We start from the raw sequence: 24499 nt of genomic DNA, 5'->3' as shown, positions 1-24499 counted from the left end.
AACCTTATCGAAGCTCCACCGGCCCGCGCTCCGCCTGAGAGGGCAGAAACGCCGTGCTGGGGATCCGTTTTTTCAAATAGGAGATCAAAAACTCGGCAAAGGGCTTTTCCGTTTCGTAATGGCCCGCCACCACACAGGTCACGCCCGTGCGGGCAGCCTCCAGCGCCTCGTGGTGCCGCATTTCTCCGGTGAGATAGGCATCCGCCCCCCGGCAGGCGGCAAAAGAAACGTAATCTCCCCCCGCCCCGCTGCACAGAAACACTTTCCTGATAGGGGTTTTCCCAGGGATCAGCCCCACCGTTTTTCTTCCCAGACGCTGCTTCACAAGGTCCGCGAATTCCTCCGGGGAAGCCTCCTGCTCCATCTCTCCGGCAAAGAGCACGCACTCTTCACCGAACACGTCCTCCGGGTGAATGTTTTTCAGCCCCAGCTTGCCCGCCAGCGCCGTATTGACGCCGCATACCGGGGAAAGATCCAGATTTGTGTGACAGCACAGGGCGGCGATCCCCTTTCTTGCCAGCAGATAAGGGATATCCCGTCCGCCCATCGCCTTCAGGGGGTGAAAAATCACCGGGTGGTGACTGATGATGAGCCCCGCGTTCATGGAGGCCGCCTCCTCCACCACGGCCTCTGTGATATCCAGCGCCACCAGGGCTCTGGACACCTCTGTACTGCCTTCCCCTACCAGAAGGCCCACATTGTCAAAGGTCATGGCGGAGGCAAAGGGAGCCGCCGCGTCGATGCAGTCGTAAATATCCTGGATCCTTGCCATTGCTGATCGTCCTTTCCAAATCCATTCCGGTTATTTCAGATAACGGGCTTCGATCTGCCCTATGATTTTTCGCAGCTGCTCCGGCGTTTCCTGCCCCCGGCCCCGCAGAGCGCCCTCCAGGCGGCCCCGCAGCTCCCGCAGCACTTTTTCCCCATACAGCCGGACAGCGCTTTCCCCCGGCTTCAGCTTTCCCAAATAAGGGTACAGCTGGTCTGTTTCCGGTTCTGCTCCTATGTATGCGGCGGCAAAGGCGGAATAGACCTTTCCGGAATCCTCCACAGCCCGTTCCTCCAGTACGGAGAAGCCCAGTCTTTTCAGACCCAGCCGCAATTCTTCGACGGAGCTCATGGGCTGAAGCACCAGCCGCTTTTCCGCGTCCGTAAGCCACCGCGTTTCCTCGATGATCCGCAGCATCAGCTTCCCGCCCATGCCGGCGACCACGATATCCTCTGCTTCCTCCGGCCGCACCTCCTGCAGGCCGTCGGACAAGCGCAGGATAAGCCTGTGCTCTTCGCCGTATTTGCGGGCGTTTCCCGCGGCGGCTTCCAGCGGGCCGGGGTTGATATCACAGGCCAGCGCCCCCGGGATTCTGCCGCTTTTCAAAAGCCAGATAGGCAGATAGGCGTGATCTGTCCCCACATCGCACAAGAGCCTGCCTTCCCGCACCATCTCCGCGCACAGCGCCAGGCGGGGGCCCAGCTGAAAAAGCGGTCTTGCCATATCTTTTTTCCTCGCTTTAAGACCTCAAAAGTCTATTATTTCTAAAAAAACTGCCGCCGCCCGGCAGAAGTCGTGCGGCAGCAGAACGATCTCTGGTTTTTTCTCAGGTTACTTGCCCTGAAGATGCTGATTCAGCTTTTCCACCATTTCATTGGGATCGACACCGTGTACCGCGCAGGCCTGCTCCAGGGTCTCGCCCCGTGCGGAGGGGCACCCCAGGCAATGCATTCCCATTTCCAGGAAGAACGGAGCGGTGGAGTCATCCAGATCCAGAATATCGCCGATGATCGTGTCCTTTGTGATCTCTGCCATTTTTACTTTCCCCCTTTTTCATGCCGCGGCTTTTTTGCCGCTGCGTCTATTATAATACCCTTTTCGCCGCTCCGCAATACCGAGGGCAAAAAAAGAAAAATGTTTAGGAGATCCCTCGCAATTTACAACGCCGCTTGGAATTGCGCGAAACGCCCTTACTTTGCGTCCTGAAAAAATTTCAATTTATTTCGCACCCGGTACAGGGCGTTGTCAAAAGCCCGCAGGCTCATGCCGGAACGATTTTCCACCTCAGAGCGCTTACAGCCGCTGAGGTACAGCAGCAGCGCCTTTCTTTCCAGGGGCGTCAAAACCGTGTCCATTTGCCGAAACAGCGCCTGAAGGCGCTCCCGCAGCTCCAAAAGATCCTCCGGCCCGCTCTCCAGCGCCAGATGCGCGGCCTCGCTTTCCAGAGAAAGTGACTCGTTAAGCGGCCTGTTTTTCGTGCTGCCATGTCTTCTGGCCGCGTCTGTCATGCGGCGGGACACGCAGATCCCGGCATAGGTGCGGAAAGAAGCGCCGCCCGCCTCCTCGAAGGAAACTGCCGCCGCGTACAGGCCTAAAAAGCCCTCCTGCAGCAGATCCTCCTTCTCCGGGGCAGAAGGGCCGGCAAACTGGGCGGCCTTTGCCCGGATCAGCCGCAAATAGCGTGAGCTCAGCTCCGCAAAGGCATCGGGAGAGCCTTCCCGAACCAGCAGGCAAAGCTCCGCGTCGCCGCACGCGCTGTATTCCATGGCCGTCCCTCCTTCCGCTTTTTGACCTTTTTCAAATTTACTCTACACGCAAAAGTGTTTTTCGTCAAGAAGTATTTGTGTTTTTCACAATTTCTCCGAGTGGAGCTTTACAGGAAAACAACATAGCCCGGAATAAATTCTTCACCTTCCCGCTTCTCCCGCTTGTAAGCTTTCCCATTTTGCCGTATAATAAAATATATGGAAAAATATCAGAAAGAACGAGGTCATTATTATGGTGGCAAAAACCCACAGCATGGGAATTTTCGGAATGGAGGCCTTCCCCGTGGAGGTGGAGACCGACCTCTCCTCCGGCCTGCCCGCCTTTGAGCTGGTAGGCCTGCCGGACGCGGCGGTGAAGGAATCCAAGGATAGAGTTCGTGCAGCTATCAAAAACTGTGGATTTCAGTTTCCGGTGGGGCGCATCACCATGAACCTGGCCCCGGCGGACCGGAAAAAGGCCGGGCCGCTTTATGACCTTCCCCTGCTGGTTTCCCTGCTCACCGCCTCCCGGCAGCTTTCCTGCCAAACAGACGACGCCGTGTTTCTGGGGGAGCTTTCCCTTTCCGGCGAGGTACGGCCCGTGCAGGGAGTCCTCGTCATGGCCTGCAAGGCAAAGGAAGCGGGCTTTACCCGGATCTTTGTGCCGGAGCGCTGCGCGGCGGAGGCCGCCGTGGTGGAGGGGCTTGCCGTCTATCCGGTGCGGGATGTTTTGCAGCTTCTGGCCCATTTGCGGGGGGAAGCTCTGATTGCCCCCGCTGTTCCGGTAGAGCTTCCGGCGGAAGCAGGCCCCCGGCTGGATTTTTCCGACGTCAAGGGTCAGCCCGAAGTAAAGCGGGCCATGGAGATCGCGGCCAGCGGCGGGCACAATATTCTGCTGCTGGGCCCGCCCGGCTCCGGAAAAAGCATGCTGGCTAAAAGGCTTCCCTCCATTCTCCCGGAAATGACCTTTGAGGAGGCGCTGGAAACCACCATGATCTATTCCATTTCCGGCAGCCTGCCGGAGGGGGCCTCCCTGCTGCGGGAAAGGCCCTTCCGCGCCCCTCACCACACCACCTCCACCACTGGGCTCACCGGCGGCGGCACCGTGCCCCGCCCTGGTGAAATTTCCCTGGCCCACAACGGCGTGCTGTTTCTGGACGAGCTGCCAGAGTTCCCTCACGCCGCTTTGGAGGCCCTGCGCCAGCCCCTGGAAAACGGCACAGTGGAGGTGGTGCGAGCCATCGGCTCCGCCAGCTTCCCCAGCCGCTTTATGCTGGTCGCCGCCATGAACCCCTGTCCCTGCGGCTACTTCGGCCACCCCACCCGGCCCTGCACCTGCCCGCCCCACGCAGTGGACCGCTATCTGGAGCGTGTTTCCGGCCCGCTGCTGGATCGAATGGACCTGCACATTGAGGTGCCGCCCGTGGAATTCGACCAGCTTTCCGGCGGCGGAGACGGCGAGCCCTCCGCCGTGATCCGCAAGCGGGTGGCCGCTGCCAGGGCTCTTCAGGCAAAGCGCTACGCGGGCCTGGGCTTTTCCTGTAACGCCCAGATCCCCGATTCCCATTTTCCGGAATTCTGCCAAGTCACCGAGGATGCCTCCCGCCTGCTGCGGCGCACCTTCGAAAAATTCGGGCTTTCCGGGCGTGCCTACCGCCGGGTGCTGAAGGTGGCGAGAACCATCGCCGATTTGGACGGCGGCGGCCCTATCGGCACAGCCCATGTGGGCGAAGCGGTACAATACCGCACGCTGGACAGGAAATACTGGCAGCGGGGCATTTGAAGTTCTGTTACAGGTTAACAAGGCAATCTTTACGAAAAGCGAAGCGACCCGTTTTCGGGATCGCTTCGCTCGTTTTTTGTGTCGCTTACAGGAAAGTCTGTCTCAAATTGTTGATGTTAAAACATCTGGTCAGTATCACTCAGAAACAACATTGTTCTCTTCACCAGTATCTTCATTGACATAGGTGATTTGATCCCCTATCTGCAGGGTCACATAGCGGTCATAAAACTTGTCAAATGTTGATAGTAAATCAGTCCCCTCCTCTCTCAACACCAGCGCATGAACTAGTTCAGCCAATATTTCATCATCGATTTCTTCCTCTTCCTGCAAGGAGATTAATACCTGAGCCATAAACCGGCACTTAGCAATGTTTTCAATTCTTTGTTGCGTCATCCATGCAATCAATTCGTCCTGAGTGAACCCAATCTGTGTGCAAAGCTCCAAATTTTCTTCCAGGTTTGCTTGGAATGATTCAGTTTCTGCAACAAATGCTTCGTCCATCTCCTCTTCTGAAGGATAGAGCCCTAAATTTTTTGCCTGCTCAAAAGTAAAGAGATCCTGAGCGACTGCAAAAACAGTCTCTTTTTCAGTCTTTTTTGGATTTTGATTGAGTTGATCCATCGCTTGTTTGTAGGCAACTTGATTTTGAGTAATAGGAACATCTTTATAATATCCTACAATAGCATACTCACCGAGGTCTGGATCTTCTGTATCAAAGGAAGTATCACAAACTGTTTTATAGGACTGTGCGGCAACTTGAAAAGCTTTCATGGTATCGGTTTCTGCGCCATTGGCAGAAAATATTGCAACAGAAATACAAATTGAAAAAACAAGAATTAAACTAATTGTAAGTAATATTTTCTTTTTCATAATAATCCACCTCTCTTAATTAAGTGTTACAGATGCTCCCTTTCCATAATACTGTCCGGAAGTCCATGTTATAGTGGCAGTAACATAATTTTCGTTATCGAAGCCCGCTGCCCTGCCTGCGGTATTAAATAGGTAAAGTATATTAGCAGCCATATCCAACATACTGTGAGATATGTCATCGTAATCATACTCTCCCGTATTATCGGCTTTCCAGTCATAATAATCCTTCAAATAAATCTTTACCTTCGCCGTATACCTTGTTCCAGATTTAGTGATACTCGTTGTTTGGGTGGCAACGCGAGTATTGCCAAGTGAACGAAATATGTCTTCATCCATATATCTTGTTGTAAAGGAGTGCTCATAGCTTAGTGAAAAAGTTTTTCCAGCTCCATAACACTGAGCAGCAAGGATAATGTCGTTGATTAAGTAATTGTAATTTGTTTTTGCCTTGCCTGGATCATCGTCATTCAGAGAATTTAAAACTGTTTTCACAGGAAAAGTGGTATACTTTTTGCCAGAGTTACCTAAATAGTGACCAAGCAGTTTCGCGGCATTAGGCCAATCTTTAGATTTAGCAGCAACACCCGCCTGTGCCATAACGTACAATCTATTTAAATCACTTTCCATAGCTGCTTTCTGTACAGGAGACATGGAGTTGTGTTTTTTCATAAATGCTTCTTTGTTTGCTTTTGCCGTGCTCTCCATCGTTGTAATAAATACCCCGCTTCCAAACCGCTTTAGGGCATAAATTTTGCACAGCACAGTAGCGACCTGTGCTCTTGTCAATGGATTTGTGGGATTAAATTTATTATTATCCCCCAGCATTATGCCAGCGCGTCCCAGTCTTTCAACGGCGGCTAAGTAAGTTGATCCAATGGAGGATTTGTCGCTATAATATGGGGTAGGAAGGTTATTGGGTATCTTGGAGCTAAGATACTTGTTTAAATATCTGTAAACAATAACCGCAAATTGTTGCCTGGTAACTGCTTTGTCTGGAGAAAAAGTAGTACTGCTTGTCCCGTTGACAAAGCCATTATTCACTGCCCATGCCACATAGCCGGTATAATATCGCCCGGAGGACACATCTGTGAATTTAGTGCTTACATTGTTATTGACGGTAATTCCTTGTAAACGACCTAAAAATACAACCACTTGTGCTCGTGTTGTATTGGTGTTTGGAGAAAACTTTGTGGGACTCGTACCAGAGATAATGCCAGCATCTGTCATTCGGTTAATGTAATACTCACCCCAGTGACCGGATATATCAGAAAAATTTGCGGCAGATGCGGTTATGGTAGCTGTACTAGAAAAGAGAATGCATACCACAAGTAGAACGGCTAGAAATTTCTTCTTTTTCATAATAACACCCTTTCACTTAAATGTTTTTGCCGAAATCTAAGAGCAATACATCCTAGATTATTTATAATGATACAGTAAAAACTACAGAATGTCAAAAACATCTTTGTGTTTTCTTGTTGACGTGGCCAAATTTCTTTGCTATACTTTATTTGTTTTTGGGGAAAGGAGCAATACGCATGGAAAAGAAGCGGGATTGGGTGGCTGTACTGTGGGAAGCTATCTGCTGGATCGCACTGATAGGCGCTGAATTTTTCTTTTTTTTCAGCTTTCTTCCTTGGAAATTTTTATGGATATTTCTGTTCCAGACGCTGTTTGTCCTTGCCTTTGCATTGGCCAGACGCAAACTGTCAAGGAAAAAGTTTTTTCTGCGCATAGCAGGCGCTATTCTAGCGGCCTTTACGTTAGCTACAGGTTGGATCTGCTTCTCCGATGCCTCTCTAGCATTTGGAAATTTATGGTGTACTGAAGACCTTGCCCACTATGATCACTTGAAAGGGGGACCCTTTCCTACAGAGGAAAGCAAGTGGGATATTTTCCCTTACCCAATCCCGGAATATGCTTCCGAAATTAAATTTCAACACAGCCCTCATATTTTGCAAGGTGGCAGTATACTTTCTTTAGAGTTCCGTGCTCCCCGGAAAGAGATAGAAAAATGGGAATCTTTTTTTAAGGAAAAGGCAGACTATCCCGGCTCTTATCTAAATCAAGGACTTACGGCCCATGATATGACAATTTCGCTCAGGTTCCCCTCCGAGTACAAAACCTATGTGATTTATGCCCAATATCCTCTTGGGGGCGACAACCCGCCTTTAGATGGTTATCCCTGGAATCACGGACAGATTTATTATGGGGCAATCAATCCAGTTACAAATCGAGTGTATTTTTACGAATCCAACTGGTAACTGTTCAGTAAAGCTTCATTTTTATCCTTCTGTACCCGAAAAAACAACTGACTTTCAGGTGTTGTGAGACTGGTTTTTTGTGTCCCAGCTTCCAAGTGTTGATAAATAGATTTGCAAAGCTGGGCCCACATAATCATTGACGATTTTTTGTCTTTCTTCCCAAGCGTTTGTGGCGGTATCAATGTTACCAACCTTCATCAATTTCGGAAGCATACTATAGGCGGATTTTAATCTTATAGAAAAGCAGGACAGAAAGCAACTTTGCTTCCTGTCCTGCTTTTCTAATACTTTGATGTAGATAGGCTTTAGATTACTTCCCAATCCGGCCTTGGGTTCCTAGCCCCGCTTCCTCTTTCTTTTCCGCTTTATTCGTACCGTTTGCAGCAATCCGGGTACACAAAGCCATAGGTGTTATCTCCATAATTGGAGCTGGAATGGTATGCGTCCGCATAATTGCCGAAGAAGAACACCTTGCATTCCGCCAAGCGGCGGGTCAAAAGGCCATAGATACAGGTGCTTCCGGATTTGTGCCATTGCAGGAAGTTATTGGAAAGGGTGGCGGCATCGGCATAGGCTAAGTCCCTGGTCAATCCGGTAGCGCTGAGCGTCACCTTACCGGCAGGCATCCAGCCGGTTTGACTGCCGTACTTCACCTGATACCAGGCCTGTTTTTTCTCAGGAACAAGCTTGTGGCCGACCACACTGACAGATGCTCCGTCACTCACCTTTGTAAGAACCGCACTGGATAGGTTAGCGTCTTTGTAAACGGCGGAGGAGCCCACATTTAATTTGCCGGTATAAGGTCTTCCCGCTGATAAATCGGAAGGCGGAACCACCGCGTTCAGCATGACCTTGGGCGTGTCGTACTCGCTGGGATCCAGGGTGCCGGTGCCGCAGTTCCAAACAAAGCTCAAAAGCGCGTCAAACTGCGCCTGGCTCATTTTGACGCCGTTATTTCTCAGGAACCGGTTCACACCGCCGGTATAACCGCCGTTATTTGCTTTATCCACCAGCATGGCAAAGGCTTCCGACTTGGTCAGGTTATTGTAGAAGGCCGTGTTTTTCGGCACCACATAGCCATAGCCCACGGTAGGATTACCGGAAGCGATGGCATCGTCTTCGATTTCAGGCACATAGCCCTCAAAATTGGCGATGACATTCAAGCCCTCCGTGCTTCCCCGGCGCTCACCGGAAACGGAAGCGGTCGCGCTTTCTTCCGCGGAGCGCACAAACACTTCAAAATCCTGGAAATCAGAGGCTCCGGCCGCGACAGCCCGAACGGTATAAGTGCCCGCCGCCTGGAAGGCCACGGATTTTTTGAACACTCTGACTGTGTTGGCAGGCAGGCCGTAGCCGGAATTTCTGGATTCCGTGGTATAGCTGTTGGTGGTGTAGGCACCCTTGGCGGGCCCAGCGGTAATGGTAAAAGTCACGGAGCTTCGGCTGGGGTCTGTGACGGCCACCAGATCAAAGCTTTTGCCCTTTACCGCTGAATTTTCACCGGCATAGGCATAACGGACCGATTCCGGCGCGGTGACAGTGACCGTACAGGAAGCCTTGTTCTGCCCGCTTGCGTCGGAGAAGGTCAAGGTAGCGGTGCCGGGCTTTTTGCCGTATACCATAGCGCCGTGCTCCCGGCTGCCATAGCTGACGGTATAGCCTACCACAGCCACAGAGGGATCAGAGCTGGACCAGCTCATGGCGTTCATACCGGAAGAAACAGAAGCGTCCAGTCGGGCCGTTTGATACTGGTGCAGGGAAAGACTGGAAGCGGAAAGCTTCGCCCCGGAAGCCGCGCCGGGCGTATAGACCACCACATAGGGATCATCGGAAGAACCGGAGTGCACAAACCCGGAGGTTCCATTGGCTGTTTTTACCCCCAGCCAGGGCAGCCCGGAAATATCTGTAACGGTCAGGATCGTGCCCGAGGTCAAAACCGTGATCACGGAAGAATCCGTATTGCTTTGAGAGCGGAGATTCAGCCCGCCGCTGGCTACTACCTGTACCGACTGCCCCACCGCAAAGTCAGTGGGACCCGGCGCGGGAGATGGCGAGGGCGAGGGAGGATCTCCCGCCACCGGCTCAGCCGCTTCCGTGATCTGCAAATAAGCCCAGTGATTTTTTGGGACATCCCGGAATTTCTGAGTCTCCCGGTCCGCGGCAAAGCCGTCTCCTGTACGGCCCAAGGCAAAATTCATCACAGTTACCGCCTCGCAGCGTTTGATGGGATCGTTGGGGCGAAAACGGCCTGTGCCGGTATCGCCATGGATCCAGCCCATGGAGGAAGCGGCAATGATATATTTTTCCGCCCAATGATTCGCCGTATCGGAGAAAGGGGCTTCTCCGCCGTTGTCTTTTATGGAAAAGCACTGTGCAAGCGCCGTGACAAATTCTGCCCTGGTAATGGTTTTATTCGGGAGGAAAGTCCCGTCCTTATAGCCTGCCAGAACCCCCGCCTTTGCCAGGGAATTGACCGCCGTGCCATACCACCTGCTGAGTACCACGTCACTGAATTGCGATTCTGTTACGGCAGGCTTTGAGGCCAGCAAATTATACAGCATCTGTGCCACCTCAGCCCGGATCATATAGGCCTCAGGCTTGAACAGCGCGCCTTTATAGCCGTTCATATAGGTCTTATGCCCTCCCAGCACCAGCAGAGAACCGGCCGCGGCCTGTGTTTCTTCATTTTCCTCCAGACCGGCTTCTCCTTCCTTCTCTTCCTTTTCCGCGGGAGCCTCTGAAGGAACCGGCGTTATAGAAGGCTCCGGAGAAGGTTCTTCCGGCGCAGGAAGTTCTTCCTCCGGCAAAGAAGAAAGCAATTCGCCCTCCTCCGGGAAGGACGAAACCTCCCCTTCCTCCGCAAAAGCGCCTACCGGAACAACAAGGCATAAAAGAAGAGAAAACAGCAGTGCCATCGCTTTTTTTCCGAATTGTTTCAGGAATCGTTTCACAGTATCCCTCCAAAAAATCATAGACGTTTACATAAAACATAGTTATTATACAGGAACTATGACAAAATTGCAATCTTTTCCCGGAATTTCACAAAAAAAGGAAGACCCAAAGCCAAAAGAGAACTTCTTTAGGCTTCGGGTCTTTCCATCAGCTTATTGGGAAATTACATTTTTTCAACAAGCGCCTTGGTATCTCTGGCAATGACCAGTTCTTCGTTGGTGGGGATCACATAAACCTCAATGGAGGAATCGGGAGTGGAGATCTTGCCTTCCTTCCCGTGGATCATTTCCTCGTTGAGCTTTTCATCGAGCTTTACGCCCATAAAGCCCAGCGCCTTGCCTACGGCAGAGCGATGGCGGGGCTGGTTTTCACCGATCCCGGCGGTAAAGACGATGGCGTCGCAGCCGCCCAGGGTAACAAGATAGCTGCCCACAAACTTGGAGATCTGATATTCCAGAATATCCTGGGCCAGCTTCGCCCTGGGGTTGCCGGAATTCGCCGCCTCCGTCACGTCGCGGTCGTCGCTGGAAACACCGGAAACGCCCAGCAGGCCGGATTTCTTATTGAGCACCTGATCCATCTCGGCGGGAGAAAGATGCTCCTTCTCCATGATAAAGGTGACCACAGAGGGGTCCAGCGCGCCGGTGCGGGTACCCATCATAAAGCCGTCCAGCGGGGTAAGGCCCATGCTGGTATCCACGCACTTGCCGTGATCCACGGCGGAAATGGAAGAGCCGTTGCCCAGGTGGCAGGTGATGATCTTCAGCTCCTGGGGCTTTTTTCCCATCAGCTCCGCACAGCGGGCGCTCACATAGCGGTGAGAGGTGCCATGGGCTCCATAGCGGCGCACGCCGTATTTTTCATAGTACTCATAGGGAACATTGAACATAAAGGCCTTGGGGGGCATGGTGGAATGGAAAGAGGTGTCGAACACCACCGCTTCCGGCACCTTATCGCCAAACAGGTTCCGGCAGGCGCGAATGCCCTGCACGTGGGCCTTGTTGTGCAGCGGCGCCAGGGGGATCAGGCTTTCGATGCCCTCGATCACCTTTTCGTCTACCAGCACGGACTCGCTGAACAGCGCCCCGCCCTGCACCACGCGGTGGCCGATGGCGGATACCTCGTCCAGGCTTTTCAGCACGCCGTACTGAGGATCGATCAAAGCGTCCTTGACCTGCTGGAAGGCGGCGGTATGATCCTGCATATCCACGTCCTTATGCAACTCTCTGCCGTCCTCCGTTTTGTGGGTGAACACACCCGCCTCCATGCCGATCCTTTCACAGTTTCCCTTGCACAGCATCTTTTCGGTATCCATATCGATCAGCTGATACTTCAGAGAAGAGCTGCCTGCGTTGATTACGAGAATTTTCATGTCCTGCCTCTTCCTTTCCAAAATCATAGCCGGGCTTTTCTCCCGGAAGGATCAAATTTTTGCGCGATCCCTTGCCATTGGGGACCGATTGCGGTAAGATAGCTGATAAGGAACGCTCTTTTTCAGCGTTACCCCCCGGCATTTTCCGGGTTTTGGAAAACGCCGTGTTTATTTTAGTACATTTCAAAGCCAAATTCAAGGAGTTTCCGGGAAAATGCCAGAGAAAACAGGAAAAAAACAGAGAATTGCCGCCGTGATCTGCGAATTGAACCCCCTCCACTTCGGGCACGAGGCGCTGTTCCGGCAGGCAAAGCGGCACGCCCAGGGGCTGGTGTGTATTCTCAGCGGCAATTTTGTACAGCGGGGAGAACCCGCCGTTTTGGATAAATGGGCCCGCTGCCGCCTGGCGCTGGGGGCTGGGGCTGATCTGGTGCTGGAGCTTCCCCTGCCCTGGGCCTGCGCCAGGGCGGAGCGCTTTGCCGCCGGAGGCGTTCATTTGGCCGCCGCCCTGGGAAATGTAGACTTTCTTGTGTTCGGCAGTGAACTTGACGATGGGCCTATGCTGAAACGAATCGCGGAAATGCTGCTTTCCCCGGAATTTTCGCAGGGGCTTTCCGCCCTGCCCGACAGGGGCGAGCCCTTTGCCCGCCGCCGGGAAATGGTTCTCACCGATCTGCTGGGGCCGGAGGTTCTGCCGTTTCTCCGCTCTCCCAACGCTGTGCTCGGCATTGAATATCAAAAGGCACTGCTGCGGGAAAAAAGTGAGATCAAGCCTCTGATTTTTCCCAGGCAGGGCGCGGGACACGATCGGGAAGGGCGGGAAGGAGAATTCTTTTCCGCCGGCCAGCTGCGGGAGCTGCTGCGGGCCGGAAAAGAGCTAACCGGTCTTGTTCCCGATCACACCGCCGATCTGTTGCGGGAGCAAGAGGCCCTGGGCCTTTGCCCTCTTCGGCCGGAGCTTTTGGAGCGTTCTGTTTTATGTAAACTTCGCTCCATGAGACGAGAGGAGTTTTCCCTGCTGCCGGATCTCAGCGAGGGCTTGGAAAACCGGCTGTTTGAAGCCTCTCGCCGGGCCGGAAGCCTGGAAGAGCTTTACAGCCTGGTAAAATCGAAGCGATATTCTCACGCCCGGATCCGCCGTCTGGTTTTGTCCGCTTTTTTAGGGATCACAAACGACCTTCCGGCCCTTCCCCCTTATCTGCGGGTATTGGGCATGAAGAAAGCCGGGGAAGGGATCTTAAAGGAAGCCTCCCTCACGCTTCCCCTTGCAGCGCGCCCCGCCGAGTTTCAAAAAACAGGCGGCGACGCCCTGCGGCTGTTTCAGCTGGAAGCCGCGGCAGACGACCTTTGCGGCCTTGCGGCCCCCACCCTCTGGCCCTGCGGCAGGGACTATACGGAGAAGGTTTTGAAGCTGTGAACAAGAGCGGAGGAGGCAATGAGCAATGAAGAGCAAGCCTAGCCTTCGGCAGGAAGGCTAGGCTTGCTTTGTTTTTGTTCAGTAATGATAATTGGAAGCAGGCGAGAAAGGCAAGGGGTTACTGCTGTTCGTTAATTGGGATAAATTGCGGTTCGGCGGTGTCCTTAGGCTCCACTTATTTATAAGGGGAGCTGTCACGGCGAAGCCGTGACTGAGGGGATTGTAACTGGCAGCTCTATGGCAGTTTCTGCGTGCGCCCGATCCCTTCCACCGCCATACGGCGGTCCTCCTCCCCTTGTGAAACAAGGGGAGGCTAAGAGTTTGCACAGAATTTGCGGTTTAGCACTTACCTCTTGGCTCCCCTGAAAGGGGTGCTGGTCTCCGATGGAGACCAGCACCGACCGGAGCGAAGCGGAGAAAGCTGTCACGGCTTCGCCGCGCTGCCGAAATCTGCTCAAAGAGCAGATTTTCCCCTTCTCAGGGGTGAGCGCGTCCCGGTGGGGGGGAAGGTCTCCAGTGGAGAACTCAGCTGTCGCTTCAGACATTGCTGAACGTGCCCCACCGGGGCACAGCAACCGCTCTGACCCGTTCTCGTTTGTCAACTCGGTCGTTGCTGGACGTGTGCCACCGGCACACAGCAACCGAGCCGACAGGCGAGAAAGCCAAGGGGTTTCTGCTGTTTGTTGGCCCGCCCAATTTCAATTTATTGAACTGGGACTTTCGCCCTTAATTGCTCATTGCTCATTCCTAATTTCTCATTATCCTTACACTCTTTTTCGGTATCCGGCAGCTAGGGCGTGTTCCTCAGCCCCTTTGGGTAGCGGTTTTTCAGTTTGCCGCCGGAGGCTTTACCGAAACCAGTGACTACGCCGTTGATACATACCGCCGTGTAGCCGGTTTCTTCACAGTCAATTTCTTCGCCTCTCAGGAAGGCCGCGAGGGTCGGGCTGTCAGATGGGAAATCGAGACTGCGGCGGCATTCCTCCTTTTTGCGGCTCATAAAGAGGCCATGGGCGGGCTCGATCCGTTTTCCCCTCTGCTCTCCCAGTTCCACCCCTGCCCGAAGGACTCCCAAGCCGCCGAGCGCCGGAAGCTCCTCCGGCAGGAGTAAGAGCTTTTCTCCAAAGGAAGCAAGCCTCTGGGGGCACGGCCCGAAAAACAGACTTTCAAAAAATTCCTCCGCCTGCTTTTTCTCCCGAAGCGCGGAAAAAGAGGCCGCCTTTACCCGGCAGGGATTTTCCCCGGTTCTCCGAAGCTTCGCGACAAAATGGCCTTCCCCACCGTCCATGGGAAAAATTCGGCGGGCGGAAGAGCCATCCAACGCGGGCCTGCCGAACTCCGCTTCTATGGGAACCGGTTCAAATTCCGGGTGATGCTCCAAAAAAGCCTGTACCGTGCCTTCGTTTTCCTCCGTGGAAAAGGTGCAGGTAGAGTAGACTAAGATGCCGCCCTCCCGGACAGCCAGCGCAGCGGAATCCAAAATCGCCTGCTGGCGCTGGGCACAGGCTGCGGGGCTTTCCGGAGTCCATTCCCCCACGGCGGCGGGATCTCTGCGGAACATACCCTCCCCAGAGCAGGGGGCGTCCACCAGCACACGGTCAAAATATCCCCGCAGCGCTTCACAGAGCTTTTGGGGGTAGCAGGAGGAGATCACGGCGTTTTGCGCGCCCATGCGCTCCAGGTTGGAAAGCAGGATCATCGCCCTGCTTTTCACAATTTCATTGGCCCAAAGCAGCCCTCTGCCCTGCAGAAGCCCTGCGATCTGCGTGGATTTCCCCCCGGGAGCGGCGCAGAGATCCAATATTTTTTCTCCCGGTTGAGGATCCAGGGCGGTGACCGCCGAGGAAGCGGAAGGCTCCTGAGAATAGAACATGCCCGCATGGTGCGCCGGAAGCAGGCCGGGCTTTTCGAGCCCCTCGCCGTAACGGCAAAGAGGGGAAAACGGCGTGGGAGAAAGCTTGCAGGAGAGACTTTTTTCCAAAATATCCCAATTACATTTTAGCGAATTTAGGCGTATCCCCTTTTTTGCCGGTCGATCCATACAGGCAAGAAAGGCTTCGTATTCTTTTCCCAGCATCGCTTTCATTCTATCTAAAAAGCTTTGAGGCAATTCCATGCTTTTCCGCTCTCCTTTCCAAAAAGCTGAAAAATTTTTCTGCATAATCGTCTGCTTTCCGCCCACACTAAAGAACGGAAAGGAGCGATAAGCTTATGTGCAACAATCAAAACAACCAGAACAATCAGCAGAACCAGAATTCTCAGAAGAACCAGAAAAACCAGAAGCAGAACAATTCTCAGAATTCTAAGAACAACAAGAACCAGCAGGAGCAGCAGTTCTAAAAACCGCCGTACCTTCTGCGGAACGGCCCGGTAAGCCTTCTCGGTTTACCGGGCCGTTTTCCTTTTCCGGTCAAAAAAGCGTTGTCTCGCAGCCTGCGTATGGCCCCCTCCGACACTTCTTGAAGGGCAAGACGGCATTTTAAGTCTTTGCCGGGATTTGCGAGGTACTGCCTAAAGGCAATACCACACAAGTTGTTGTATTGAGAGGGGCTGCCTTAGGCATTTTTTCGATTCTTCAAGCCCTGCAAAAGCTCTTTTAGCGGCTTATCATCGGAACGCACCGGGCGAAAGCCCTCGCCGGTGATCTCTCCGGCGTCGCCCACGATCACAAAGGCGTCCCGATCCTCTTCCCGAATGATGCTCTGGATCTGATACACCTCAAAGCGGCGAACCGCGCAGATCATGGTCTCTCCCGGCTCCTTGGTATAGCCGCCGTGAGAATCCAGATAGGTCACGGTGCGATCCAGCTCCTTGATAATGCGGTCTCCCATGGAGCGTACCTTGGGAGACATGACGAAAAACAGCTTGCCGGTACCGGAATCCGTGCCGTACAGGATCGCATCGATGATCTTAGTGGAAACAAAAATCACGATGCAGGCGTACATGGCATTTTCAATGCTTCCGTAGACAAAGGCGGAAATCACCACGATTACCCCGTCAATAACAAGCATCAGCTTTCCCATGGACAAGTGGGGCAGCCTGCGGCCCAAAAGCCTTGCCAGCATATCTGTACCGCCGGTGGTGGCGCCCCGAATAAAGGTCAGGGAAAGCCCCACGCCCTCGCAAATTCCGGCAAACAGGGCTACCAAAAGCATATCTCCCCGATAAGCGGGAATGAAGTAGGAAAACAAATCGATCATCAAGGAGGAAACTACGATCGCTATCATGGTTTTTATTACCAGCTTATAGCCAATCTCCAAGATGGCCCAGAGAATGATGGGAATATTGATGAAAAAAGCCATCAGTCCAATCGGTGTTCCAAACACATAATTGATCAGTGTAGATAAGCCTGTAACACCGCCTGGGGCAATACGGTTGGGGGAGGTAAAGGCATTGACGGAAAGGGCGTAGACCACAGACCCGGCCAAAATAAAAAGAAAATCCAGCAGCGCCTCTTTTACCTTTTTTCTTTTTTCCAAAAAATCACCCTATCCCTTCTAAAATCACGGCAAACAGCTCTCGAAGCCGCTCGATCTCTCCCTTGAGATACAAATAGCCAAACAGTGTTTCCAGCGCTGTGGCCCCATGGTAATCGGACACCTCCGCGTTTTTCGGCACGTGGCCCACATGGGCGTTGCGCCCCCGCAAGGCCGCGGCCTGCTCCTCTTCTGTTAAAAGAGGCCACAGCTTTTCCGAAAGGGCCCGGGCCTGGGCCTCGCACCGCACCAGCTCCACCGCCCTGCTGTGGAGCTTTTTCACCGGGCAGCTTCCCTTGTTTACCAGGTATTCCCGAACAAACAACTCATATACGCCGTCCCCGAGAAATGCCAGGGTCAAGGGGCTCATTTCCTTCAGGGGAGGCGCTTCCCCGCCGTATAACCGTTCCAAGGGCCTCGCTCCTTACTCAATAAAGTCAAATTCCAGATCGTACAGGTCCACCGTATCTCCCTCCTGCACGCCGGCTTCCCGCAAAGCGTCGATCACGCCGGTCTGGATCAGCACGCGCTGGAAATACTGGAGAGAATCGGTCTCGTCAAAATTCACGGTATTCATGATCTTCAGCAGCCAAGGCGCCTTTACGAAGTACACACCGTCCTCGCAGGTGATCTCCACCTTGCCGCGGCTCAAGGCTTCCACAGGCTCCAGCACAGGCGGCTCCGCCTCATACCGAAGAATGGGCGGAAGCTGGGAAAGCCGGGCCAAAACCGCGTTCATCAGCTCGTCTACGCCCTGGCGAATAGGGGCCATAATGGGGAAAAACTCATACCCCTGCTCTTCTGTAAACCGGCGGAACGTCTCGATCTGCTCCTCTGTAGCGAGATCGCATTTATTGCCCGCCACCAGCATGGGCCGCCGCGCCAGCTCCGGATTAAATTTCTGAAGCTCTTCGTTGATGACCCGGAAATCCTCCTCGGGCTCTCTGCCCTCGCTGCCCGCCACATCTACTATATGCACCAATAGGCGGCAGCGCTCTACATGGCGCAAAAACTGGTGCCCCAGCCCCACGCCCTGCCAGGCCCCTTCGATCAGGCCGGGAATGTCTGCCATCACAAAAGATTTCCCCTCCTGCATGCGCACCACGCCCAGCACCGGGGTTAGGGTGGTAAAATGGTAATTGGCAATATTGGGCTTTGCCTCACTGACCACGGAAACCAGCGTGGATTTTCCCACATTGGGAAAGCCTACCAGACCCACGTCTGCCAAAAGCTTTAATTCCAGCTGGATCTCCAGCTCTTCGCCGGGGGTGCCAGGCTTCGCGAACCGGGGCGTCTGCCTGGTAGGCGTGGCAAAATGGGAATTTCCCCAGCCGCCTCTGCCACCCTTGGCGATCACCTGGGGCTCGTCCCCGGAAAGATCCGCCAGCACCCGGCCTGTTTCCGCATCCTTGATCAGGGTTCCTCTGGGAACCTTAACTACCAGATCGGGCGCGCTTTTTCCAAAGCAGCGGTTTCCCCGGCCGTTTTCCCCACGCTGGGCCACATATTTCCGCTTGTAGCGAAAATCCGCCAGGGTAGACAGATTATCGTCCACCTGGAAGACCACGCTGCCGCCCCGGCCGCCATCACCGCCGTCCGGCCCGCCGGAGGCCACATACTTTTCCCGGTGGAATGCCACGGCGCCATCGCCGCCGTCCCCGGCCTTTACCTTGATTTTCGCAATATCGATAAACATAAGAAAGCTCCTTTTCAGGCAATGCAGCCTGCTAATAGACCTCGATCACACCGGGATATTTTTTCGCCCGCTCCAGAAGCGGCCCCTTCGCGCCCATGGTAAAGGCAATATTGCTGCTGCGAATGGAAAGCAGCTCCATTCCCGGAGTCAGCTCAAGAACCGCCAGCATCTTTTCTGTCAGACGGATACTCCCTGTTTCCGAAATACTCACCCAGCAATATTTTCTTCCCTTATAGGCCGAAAATTCCCCCTCCGGCCGGGTAAACTCCCGCAGGTCGGGAGATTCCCACAGAATATTTCCAAGCCGGGAGGGAAGCAGAAGGCCCCTTCTGGTCACGCAAAAGCCGCCGGTGGCCCTTGCCCCCGTAAACAGATAAACCCTTCCCTCAGAGCAAGCAGCATATTCCCGAACCGCCTGGGGAGGGAACTGAAGCTGCAGATCCTCACGAATCAGAGATTTTCCAAAGATGAATTTTCCGCCTTTATTCATTTGCGGCACAGCATTCTCCCCCTCATCCAATCGACCAAAACAAAAAACTTCCTCAGACGCTGCCCGAGGAAGTTTTTGCTTTACTTTCTATTTCGGGACAACCGGGGAGAACGCCTACCGCAACCGGCAGCGTTTCCTTAAAGTATCCCCATCTTTTGGAAGATTACTGCTCGATGGCATAAACGCTGACCTTCTTGCGGTCCGCGCCCATGCGCTCGAACTTTACATGACCGTCGATCAGGGCGAACAGGGTATCGTCAGAGCCGCGGCCCACATTGGTGCCGGGGTGGATCTTGGTGCCCCGCTGCTTGACCAGAATGTTGCCGGCCAGCACAAACTGACCGTCAGCCCGCTTCACACCCAGGCGCTTCGATTCGGAATCGCGGCCGTTCTTGGTGGAACCCATTCCTTTTTTATGAGCGAAAAGCTGGATATTTACCTTCAGCATGAAAACCTCTCCTTTTTGAAATCGGTGTTAAACTTCCAGATATTCCACCCGAAGGCAGCCGGAATATTGTTCCTCCAGCTGTGTCAGGTGGAGCTTCAGCCCTGCCAGAAGCTCCCGGCAGGCAGGTTCGTCTTTCTGCTCGATTCGAAAGAACAGCTCTCCTTCCTCTACCCGCAGCGCCAGCGGCGCCACATGGAGAAACTCGGTAATGGTGTTTACCGTGAGATAGGCGGCGGAAGAAACTGCCGCGCATACAATGTCCTCTCCCTCTTCCCCGTATCCGGCATGGCCCTCCATGGAAAAACCCAGAAGTCCGCCGCTGGGAAGCGTCAGAAAGTCGATTCGGATCATATGCCTCAGCCCTTTACCGCCTCGATCTGCACCTTGGTGTAGGGCTGGCGGTGGCCCAGCTTACGCTTGGAATTCTTCTTGGGCTTATAGGTGAACACAGTGATCTTTTTGGCTTTGCCGGACTTTACGACCTTGCCGGTCACGGAAGCGCCCTTCACATAGGGAGCGCCCACCTTGGTCTCCCCCTCGCCGAACAAAGCGATTACAGGGAATTCCACGGTCTCATTGTCGGCGGCGTTCAGCTTTTCCACGTAGATCACATCGCCGTACTGAACCTTGTACTGCTTTCCGCCGGTCTCAATTACTGCAAACATTTCTTTTCCTGCCTTTACTATAGTCTCGCTACGAATACAGGTGAAGCGTTTCCGCTTACTTCCGCGAAAAGGGCATACCACCCCGCAACCTGCCATATGCGGCTTTCTTACTATACCACAGAGGAAGGAAAAAAGTCAAGAAAAAAATCCGGGCAGGCGATTCACTTCCCATCTGTCATTCTGAGCCGCAGGCGGAGAATCTCGTCTTCCATTTCCTGAGTGAAAGGGAAATGGACGAGATTCTTCGTCACTTCGTTCCTCAGAATGACAAAGGAGGGAGCTTGTTCTTCTCCAACGGCTAGTTCGTTAAATTATAATTTAGCGATGATCCGCTCACTTCCCACCTGTCATCCTGAGCAGAAAGCAAAGCGAGCTTTGCTTTCTCAGCGAAGGATCTCGTCCTTGACCTTTTCCAGAGAATGAAGAGCGAGATTCTTCGTCAAGAAAGCTATGGCTTTCTGCGTTCCTCAGAATGACAGAAGGACGGTTAGTACGCTGAATTCATCTCAACTAACAAACAGTAGTAACCTCTTGCCTCCCCTTGTTCCACAAGAGGAGGTGGCATGCGTAAGCATGCCGGAAGGGATCTAGCACACGCAGAGACTACCATAGAATCGCCAGCTCCTGATCCCCTCAGTCAGCCTATCGGCGACAGCTCCCCTTGCTTTGCAAGGGGAGCCTAAGGGCGTTGCTAAACCATAATTTACCGCTTGCCCTTCTTTCTAAATTTCTAATTGCTAATTACTAATTGCTTTTTTCGCTGTCAGCACCACGGTGCTTTCCTTTCGCCAGACCTCTTTTACTTCCCGGAAGCCGGCGGCCAGCAGCATTTTCTTTTGGTTTTCCACCGTACAGGGGGTGTCGTAGTGATATTCCTTTTCCCTGTCCAGGCCCTGCTCCCGCTTTAAGCGCTCATATTCCGCGAAGAAGAAATCCTCTGTGCCCTGGGGGTCCTCCACCTCTTCCGCCGGGATCATATAATCGCATTCCACATAGACGCCGCCCGGCTTTAAGGAGCGAAGGATCCGGCGGTACAGCTCTGTTTTCACCTGGTGGGTATAGTGGTGCAGCGTCATCACCGTAAGAGCGCCGTCGTACCGGTTTTCTCCCATGTCGAAATCAAAGTAGCTCATCCGGTGTAAAAGAAGCTTCTTATCGGGGTATTTCTTTCGGAGCAGGCCCAGCATTTCCCCGGAAAGATCGATCCCCGTTACCCGCACCTCGGGGAAACGCTGAAAGACAGTTTCCAGCTCCAATCCCGTACCGATCCCCAGATCCAGGAGCTCCTTACACCCCTCCGGCAGATACAGCGCCGGAACGTGTTTGCTTTCCAGTCCGCCGCCGATATGCCCGGTGTGCACCTCGTCATAGCTTTTACTGCGGGCGTCGAAAAATGCTCCCATTTCTTCCAGTCTCTGCTCTTCCATACTCTATTCCTTTTCCTTTCTTTCCTGTGCGAGAAAAGCCGCGAAGGCCTTTCTCAGCAGCTCCTCCGCCTTCTCCCGCGGCAGATCTATTTCATTTGATAAGACCTGGGAAGCGATCCCGTGAGAATACAGCCAGAAATTCAGGAAAAGGTTTTCGGCCCCTTCCTCCGGCAGCCCGGTGACCCGCCCGGCGTTTTCTATGGTTTCCCTGTTCCATTCCGCCCGGGCGATATCCTTCAGGCTGCTTCCCGCCATATTGCGAACCAGAAACAGCGCCCGAAACACCTCTTTTTCCGCCCTCGCGAATTCCACATAGGCCATTCCCTGAGTGAGAAGCCGGTTTTCCGGCTTCATTCTGGCGTTCATAAACTCATCGTACACCCGGTCCATGGCAAGCCGCAATTCCTGCTTCAGGGCCTCCATATTTTCATACAGGCGAAACAGCGGCTGGGTGGAGCGCCCCAGCTTTTTGGCGAGAGTCCGGGCATTCACGCCCTCTATTCCCTGCTCCCGCACCAATGCCAGCGCCGCTTCCATGACCTGCTCCCGTGTGATCTTCGACTTCGGCGGCATAGCGAGCCCTCCTTTTTTAAAATAACATTCGTTACGTAACTTATGTTATTTATTATAACTGCGTTTCTTCCCTTTGTCAAGGTAAACTCTGCCCAGTTAAAAAAGGTTGGAAGACACTGCTTCGGGAGCCTTTGAAACGCAGGGCTTTTCAGAGGTCTGTTTTAGATTTTCGCAGGAAAAGCGCCCCCTTTCTTGACCCTGAGCGAAAGAATGGATATAATAAAAAGAAAAACGGTTTGGAGCGGCTTTATGAAAGTGATCCATTTGATCGGCGGCGGGGATTCCGGCGGCGCAAAGACCCACGTGCTCAATCTGCTGAGAGAGCTGAACAATTTCATCGACGCGCGGCTGGTGTGCTTTCGGAAGGGAGATTTTTCCGAGGACGCGGAGCGTATGGGAATTCCCATCGATGTGATCGAATCCGGCAACCCCGTTGTGGGCCTGCGGGAGCTGAAAAAGCTGATCGGCAAGGAAAAAATCGATATTATCCACTGCCACGGCGCCAGGGGGAACCTGATGGGGAACCTGATCAAAAAGCACCTGGGAGCTCCGGTGGTCACCACGGTACACAGCGACTACCGTCTGGACTATTTGGGCCGGCCGGTGGCCAGGCTTTCCTATGGCACCACCAACATGCTGGCTTTGCGCCGGGTAAATTACTATATCGGCGTATCCGACCCCATGACGGATATTCTCATTGAGCGGGATTTTCCCGCCGACCGCATTTACACCATTTATAACGGCATCGATTTCAAAACGCCGATTTCCACCGTGCCGAAGGAGGAGTATCTGCGCTCTTTGGGGGTGGATTACCGGGAAGGCGATGTGGTAGCGGGCATTGCCGCCCGGCTGAACCCCGTGAAGGATTACCCCACCCTTTTGCGGGCCATGAAGCTTGCCATCGCCAAAAACCCCCATCTTCGCCTGGTGGCCGCCGGAGACGGCGAGGACCTGGAAACGCTCACAAAGCTGGCGGAAGCCTTGGGAATCAAGGACCGGGTGTGCTTTGCCGGATGGGTAAAGGACATGAATTCCTTTTACCACGCCATCGATATCAACCTTCTGACCTCCCTCTCCGAGACCTTCCCCTATGCGCTGACAGAGGGAGCCAGAATGCACCGGGCCACCATCGCCTCCCGGGTAGGCGGTGTTCCGGTGCTGATCGACGATGGAAAAAACGGGCTGATCTTCACCCCCGGCGACGAAAACCAGCTGGCAAGCTGCCTCATTCAGCTGGCAAATGACAAGGCTCTCCGGGATGAAATGGGAGAGCGGCTGTATCAAAAGGCCTCCACTGAATTTTCCATTGACCGCATGGTAGAGCACCAGCTGGAGATCTATGAAAGCATCTTGGAGAGGGAACAGAGAAAGCGGGAAATGCAGGGAAAGCGGGACGGCGTGATCATCTGCGGCGCATACGGCCACGGAAACGCCGGAGACGACGCCATTTTGAAATCCATTATCCAATCGGTGCAAAGACTGGACCGGCATATTCCCATTACCGTGCTGGCAAAAAATACAGAAAGCATTAAAAAGCGTTACCGGGTCGATTCCATTCACACGCTGAATGTACCGAAAATGCTGCTTGCCATGCGAAAATCGAGACTCTATATCAACGGCGGCGGTACTCTGATCCAAAACGCCACCAGCCACCGAAGCCTGTGGTACTACCTTTTCACCCTGCGGGCGGCAAAGCTTTTGGGGAACAGGGTGGATATGTACGGCTGCGGCATTGGCCCTGTTACCGGGAAAAAGGATATTACCCTGGTCAAAAAGGTGCTGGAGCGCTCTGCCGACATTATCACCCTGCGGGAGCGGGATTCCATGGAGGAGCTGCAAAGCTTCGGCGTGAAAAATCCCGAGATCCTTTTGAGCTCCGATCCCGCCCTGGCACTGGATCAGTGCTCCCCGGAGGACACGGAGCTTTACCTGAAAAAGCATGGCTTGACCTCTCAGGGACATTATCTCTGCTTTATGCTGCGCACCTGGTACGGCTTTGCGGAAAAGGCGGAGGCCTTCGCGAAATGCGCCCAGTACGCCTATGATCTGTACGGCCTGACCCCCGTGTTCCTTTCCCTGAATATCTACCACGACACCGCCGCTGCGTTACAGGTGATCGAACATTTGGGCTGTCCCTATCATATTCTGGACGACGGCACGGAGCCGGAAATGCTGATCTCCGCCCTTTCCCACATGGACGTGGTGGTCTCCATGCGGCTGCACGGGCTGATCCTTTCCTCCCTGAGCGGGATCCCGCTGGTGGGCGTTTCCTATGATCCGAAAATCGGCTCCTTCCTGAAATATTTGGGCTATGGAAGCTGTACCCAGCTTTCTGAGGTGACGGAGGAGGGCCTGCTTGCCGATTTGGACGAGGCGGTAAAGCAGATCCCGCAAAAGGAAGATCTGCGAAAGCATGCCGCCCGGCTGCAGGCAGTGGAAAAGAGAAACAGTGAGGCCGTTGAGAAGCTTTTGAACAACGAGTAAGCTATAAAGATACTGAACAGTAGTGACGCCTTCGGTGCAATGAAGGAAGGACGAGATTCTTCCAAAAAACA

The 24499-nt window shown here is 53.6% G+C and carries 24 protein-coding genes; 6 read left to right on the top strand and 18 right to left on the bottom strand.

What is annotated here, in order from left to right:
- Positions 1–4 precede the first annotated feature (4 nt).
- From U8T64_RS10855 to U8T64_RS10840, 4 genes are all read right to left on the bottom strand, one after another.
- The gene (locus U8T64_RS10855; RefSeq protein ID WP_322183441.1) at positions 5–772 is read right to left on the bottom strand and encodes a Nif3-like dinuclear metal center hexameric protein; all 768 of its coding nucleotides are present in this window, start codon (positions 770–772) and stop codon (positions 5–7) included.
- A 30-nt stretch (positions 773–802) separates the two neighbouring features.
- Entirely contained in the window at positions 803–1492 is a 690-nt protein-coding gene (locus U8T64_RS10850; RefSeq protein WP_322183439.1) for a class I SAM-dependent methyltransferase, read from the bottom strand.
- A 108-nt stretch (positions 1493–1600) separates the two neighbouring features.
- Positions 1601–1804, bottom strand: coding sequence for a DUF1858 domain-containing protein (locus U8T64_RS10845; protein ID WP_322183437.1), 204 nt, complete (start codon positions 1802–1804; stop codon positions 1601–1603).
- 155 nt (positions 1805–1959) lie between these two features.
- Positions 1960–2535, bottom strand: coding sequence for a sigma-70 family RNA polymerase sigma factor (locus U8T64_RS10840; RefSeq protein WP_322183435.1), 576 nt, complete (start codon positions 2533–2535; stop codon positions 1960–1962).
- Between the two features lie 232 nt (positions 2536–2767).
- Between U8T64_RS10840 and U8T64_RS10835 the strand changes: the two genes are divergently transcribed.
- Entirely contained in the window at positions 2768–4297 is a 1530-nt protein-coding gene (locus tag U8T64_RS10835; protein WP_322183433.1) for a YifB family Mg chelatase-like AAA ATPase, read from the top strand.
- A gap of 135 nt (positions 4298–4432) precedes the next feature.
- Here the strand turns inward: U8T64_RS10835 and U8T64_RS10830 are convergent, their stop codons facing one another.
- Together U8T64_RS10830 and U8T64_RS10825 are read right to left on the bottom strand one after the other, a co-directional pair.
- Positions 4433–5167: a hypothetical protein gene (locus U8T64_RS10830; RefSeq protein WP_322183432.1), complete on the bottom strand. Its 735-nt coding sequence runs from the start codon at positions 5165–5167 to the stop codon at positions 4433–4435.
- A gap of 15 nt (positions 5168–5182) precedes the next feature.
- Positions 5183–6526 carry an S-layer homology domain-containing protein gene (locus tag U8T64_RS10825; protein WP_322183431.1) on the bottom strand — a complete coding sequence of 448 codons (1344 nt, stop codon included), beginning with the start codon at positions 6524–6526 and terminating at the stop codon, positions 5183–5185.
- A gap of 176 nt (positions 6527–6702) precedes the next feature.
- On the opposite strand from U8T64_RS10825, the gene U8T64_RS10820 reads away from it, so the two are divergent.
- Positions 6703–7428 carry a hypothetical protein gene (locus tag U8T64_RS10820; RefSeq protein WP_322183430.1) on the top strand — a complete coding sequence of 242 codons (726 nt, stop codon included), beginning with the start codon at positions 6703–6705 and terminating at the stop codon, positions 7426–7428.
- Positions 7429–7793: 365 nt separating this feature from the next.
- Here the strand turns inward: U8T64_RS10820 and U8T64_RS10815 are convergent, their stop codons facing one another.
- Entirely contained in the window at positions 7794–10379 is a 2586-nt protein-coding gene (locus tag U8T64_RS10815; RefSeq protein ID WP_322183429.1) for an S-layer homology domain-containing protein, read from the bottom strand.
- Between the two features lie 164 nt (positions 10380–10543).
- Positions 10544–11752 (bottom strand): acetate/propionate family kinase, encoded by a 1209-nt coding sequence (locus U8T64_RS10810; protein WP_322183428.1) that lies wholly within the window; start codon positions 11750–11752, stop codon positions 10544–10546.
- 59 nt (positions 11753–11811) lie between these two features.
- Between U8T64_RS10810 and U8T64_RS10805 the strand changes: the two genes are divergently transcribed.
- Both U8T64_RS10805 and U8T64_RS10800 read left to right on the top strand, forming a co-directional pair.
- Entirely contained in the window at positions 11812–12009 is a 198-nt protein-coding gene (locus tag U8T64_RS10805) for a hypothetical protein (protein ID WP_322183427.1), read from the top strand.
- Entirely contained in the window at positions 11967–13169 is a 1203-nt protein-coding gene (locus tag U8T64_RS10800) for a tRNA(Met) cytidine acetate ligase (RefSeq protein WP_322183426.1), read from the top strand. The genes U8T64_RS10805 and U8T64_RS10800 overlap by 43 nt, the downstream gene beginning before the upstream one ends.
- A gap of 790 nt (positions 13170–13959) precedes the next feature.
- Here U8T64_RS10800 and U8T64_RS10795 read toward each other — a convergent pair.
- On the bottom strand, positions 13960–15285 hold the full coding sequence (locus tag U8T64_RS10795; protein ID WP_322183425.1) for an RsmF rRNA methyltransferase first C-terminal domain-containing protein: 1326 nt from the start codon (positions 15283–15285) through the stop codon (positions 13960–13962).
- Between the two features lie 95 nt (positions 15286–15380).
- On the opposite strand from U8T64_RS10795, the gene U8T64_RS10790 reads away from it, so the two are divergent.
- Positions 15381–15509: a hypothetical protein gene (locus U8T64_RS10790; protein ID WP_322183424.1), complete on the top strand. Its 129-nt coding sequence runs from the start codon at positions 15381–15383 to the stop codon at positions 15507–15509.
- A 215-nt stretch (positions 15510–15724) separates the two neighbouring features.
- Here U8T64_RS10790 and U8T64_RS10785 read toward each other — a convergent pair whose 3' ends face one another.
- From U8T64_RS10785 to U8T64_RS10745, 9 genes are all read right to left on the bottom strand, one after another.
- Positions 15725–16648 carry a YitT family protein gene (locus tag U8T64_RS10785; protein WP_322183423.1) on the bottom strand — a complete coding sequence of 308 codons (924 nt, stop codon included), beginning with the start codon at positions 16646–16648 and terminating at the stop codon, positions 15725–15727.
- Between the two features lie 4 nt (positions 16649–16652).
- Entirely contained in the window at positions 16653–17057 is a 405-nt protein-coding gene (locus U8T64_RS10780; RefSeq protein ID WP_322183422.1) for a Mini-ribonuclease 3, read from the bottom strand.
- A gap of 12 nt (positions 17058–17069) precedes the next feature.
- On the bottom strand, positions 17070–18341 hold the full coding sequence (gene obgE, locus U8T64_RS10775) for a GTPase ObgE (protein ID WP_322183421.1): 1272 nt from the start codon (positions 18339–18341) through the stop codon (positions 17070–17072).
- 31 nt (positions 18342–18372) lie between these two features.
- Entirely contained in the window at positions 18373–18831 is a 459-nt protein-coding gene (locus U8T64_RS10770) for a hypothetical protein (protein WP_367575419.1), read from the bottom strand.
- A 163-nt stretch (positions 18832–18994) separates the two neighbouring features.
- Entirely contained in the window at positions 18995–19279 is a 285-nt protein-coding gene (rpmA, locus tag U8T64_RS10765) for a 50S ribosomal protein L27 (protein WP_322183419.1), read from the bottom strand.
- 27 nt (positions 19280–19306) lie between these two features.
- Positions 19307–19630, bottom strand: coding sequence for a ribosomal-processing cysteine protease Prp (locus tag U8T64_RS10760; RefSeq protein WP_322183418.1), 324 nt, complete (start codon positions 19628–19630; stop codon positions 19307–19309).
- Positions 19631–19635: 5 nt separating this feature from the next.
- Entirely contained in the window at positions 19636–19944 is a 309-nt protein-coding gene (gene rplU / locus U8T64_RS10755) for a 50S ribosomal protein L21 (RefSeq protein WP_322183417.1), read from the bottom strand.
- Between the two features lie 737 nt (positions 19945–20681).
- Entirely contained in the window at positions 20682–21371 is a 690-nt protein-coding gene (locus U8T64_RS10750) for a class I SAM-dependent methyltransferase (RefSeq protein WP_322183416.1), read from the bottom strand.
- Between the two features lie 3 nt (positions 21372–21374).
- Positions 21375–21944 carry a TetR/AcrR family transcriptional regulator gene (locus U8T64_RS10745; protein WP_322183415.1) on the bottom strand — a complete coding sequence of 190 codons (570 nt, stop codon included), beginning with the start codon at positions 21942–21944 and terminating at the stop codon, positions 21375–21377.
- A gap of 249 nt (positions 21945–22193) precedes the next feature.
- Between U8T64_RS10745 and csaB the strand changes: the two genes are divergently transcribed.
- On the top strand, positions 22194–24428 hold the full coding sequence (gene csaB, locus U8T64_RS10740) for a polysaccharide pyruvyl transferase CsaB (RefSeq protein WP_322183414.1): 2235 nt from the start codon (positions 22194–22196) through the stop codon (positions 24426–24428).
- The last annotated feature ends 71 nt before the right edge of the window (positions 24429–24499 follow it).

It is taken from the genome of Neglectibacter caecimuris (genome assembly GCF_034335015.1).
Classification (GTDB): Bacteria; Bacillota; Clostridia; order Oscillospirales; family Acutalibacteraceae; genus Acutalibacter; species Acutalibacter caecimuris_A.
This window is presented reverse-complemented; position numbering and strand designations above follow the sequence as displayed.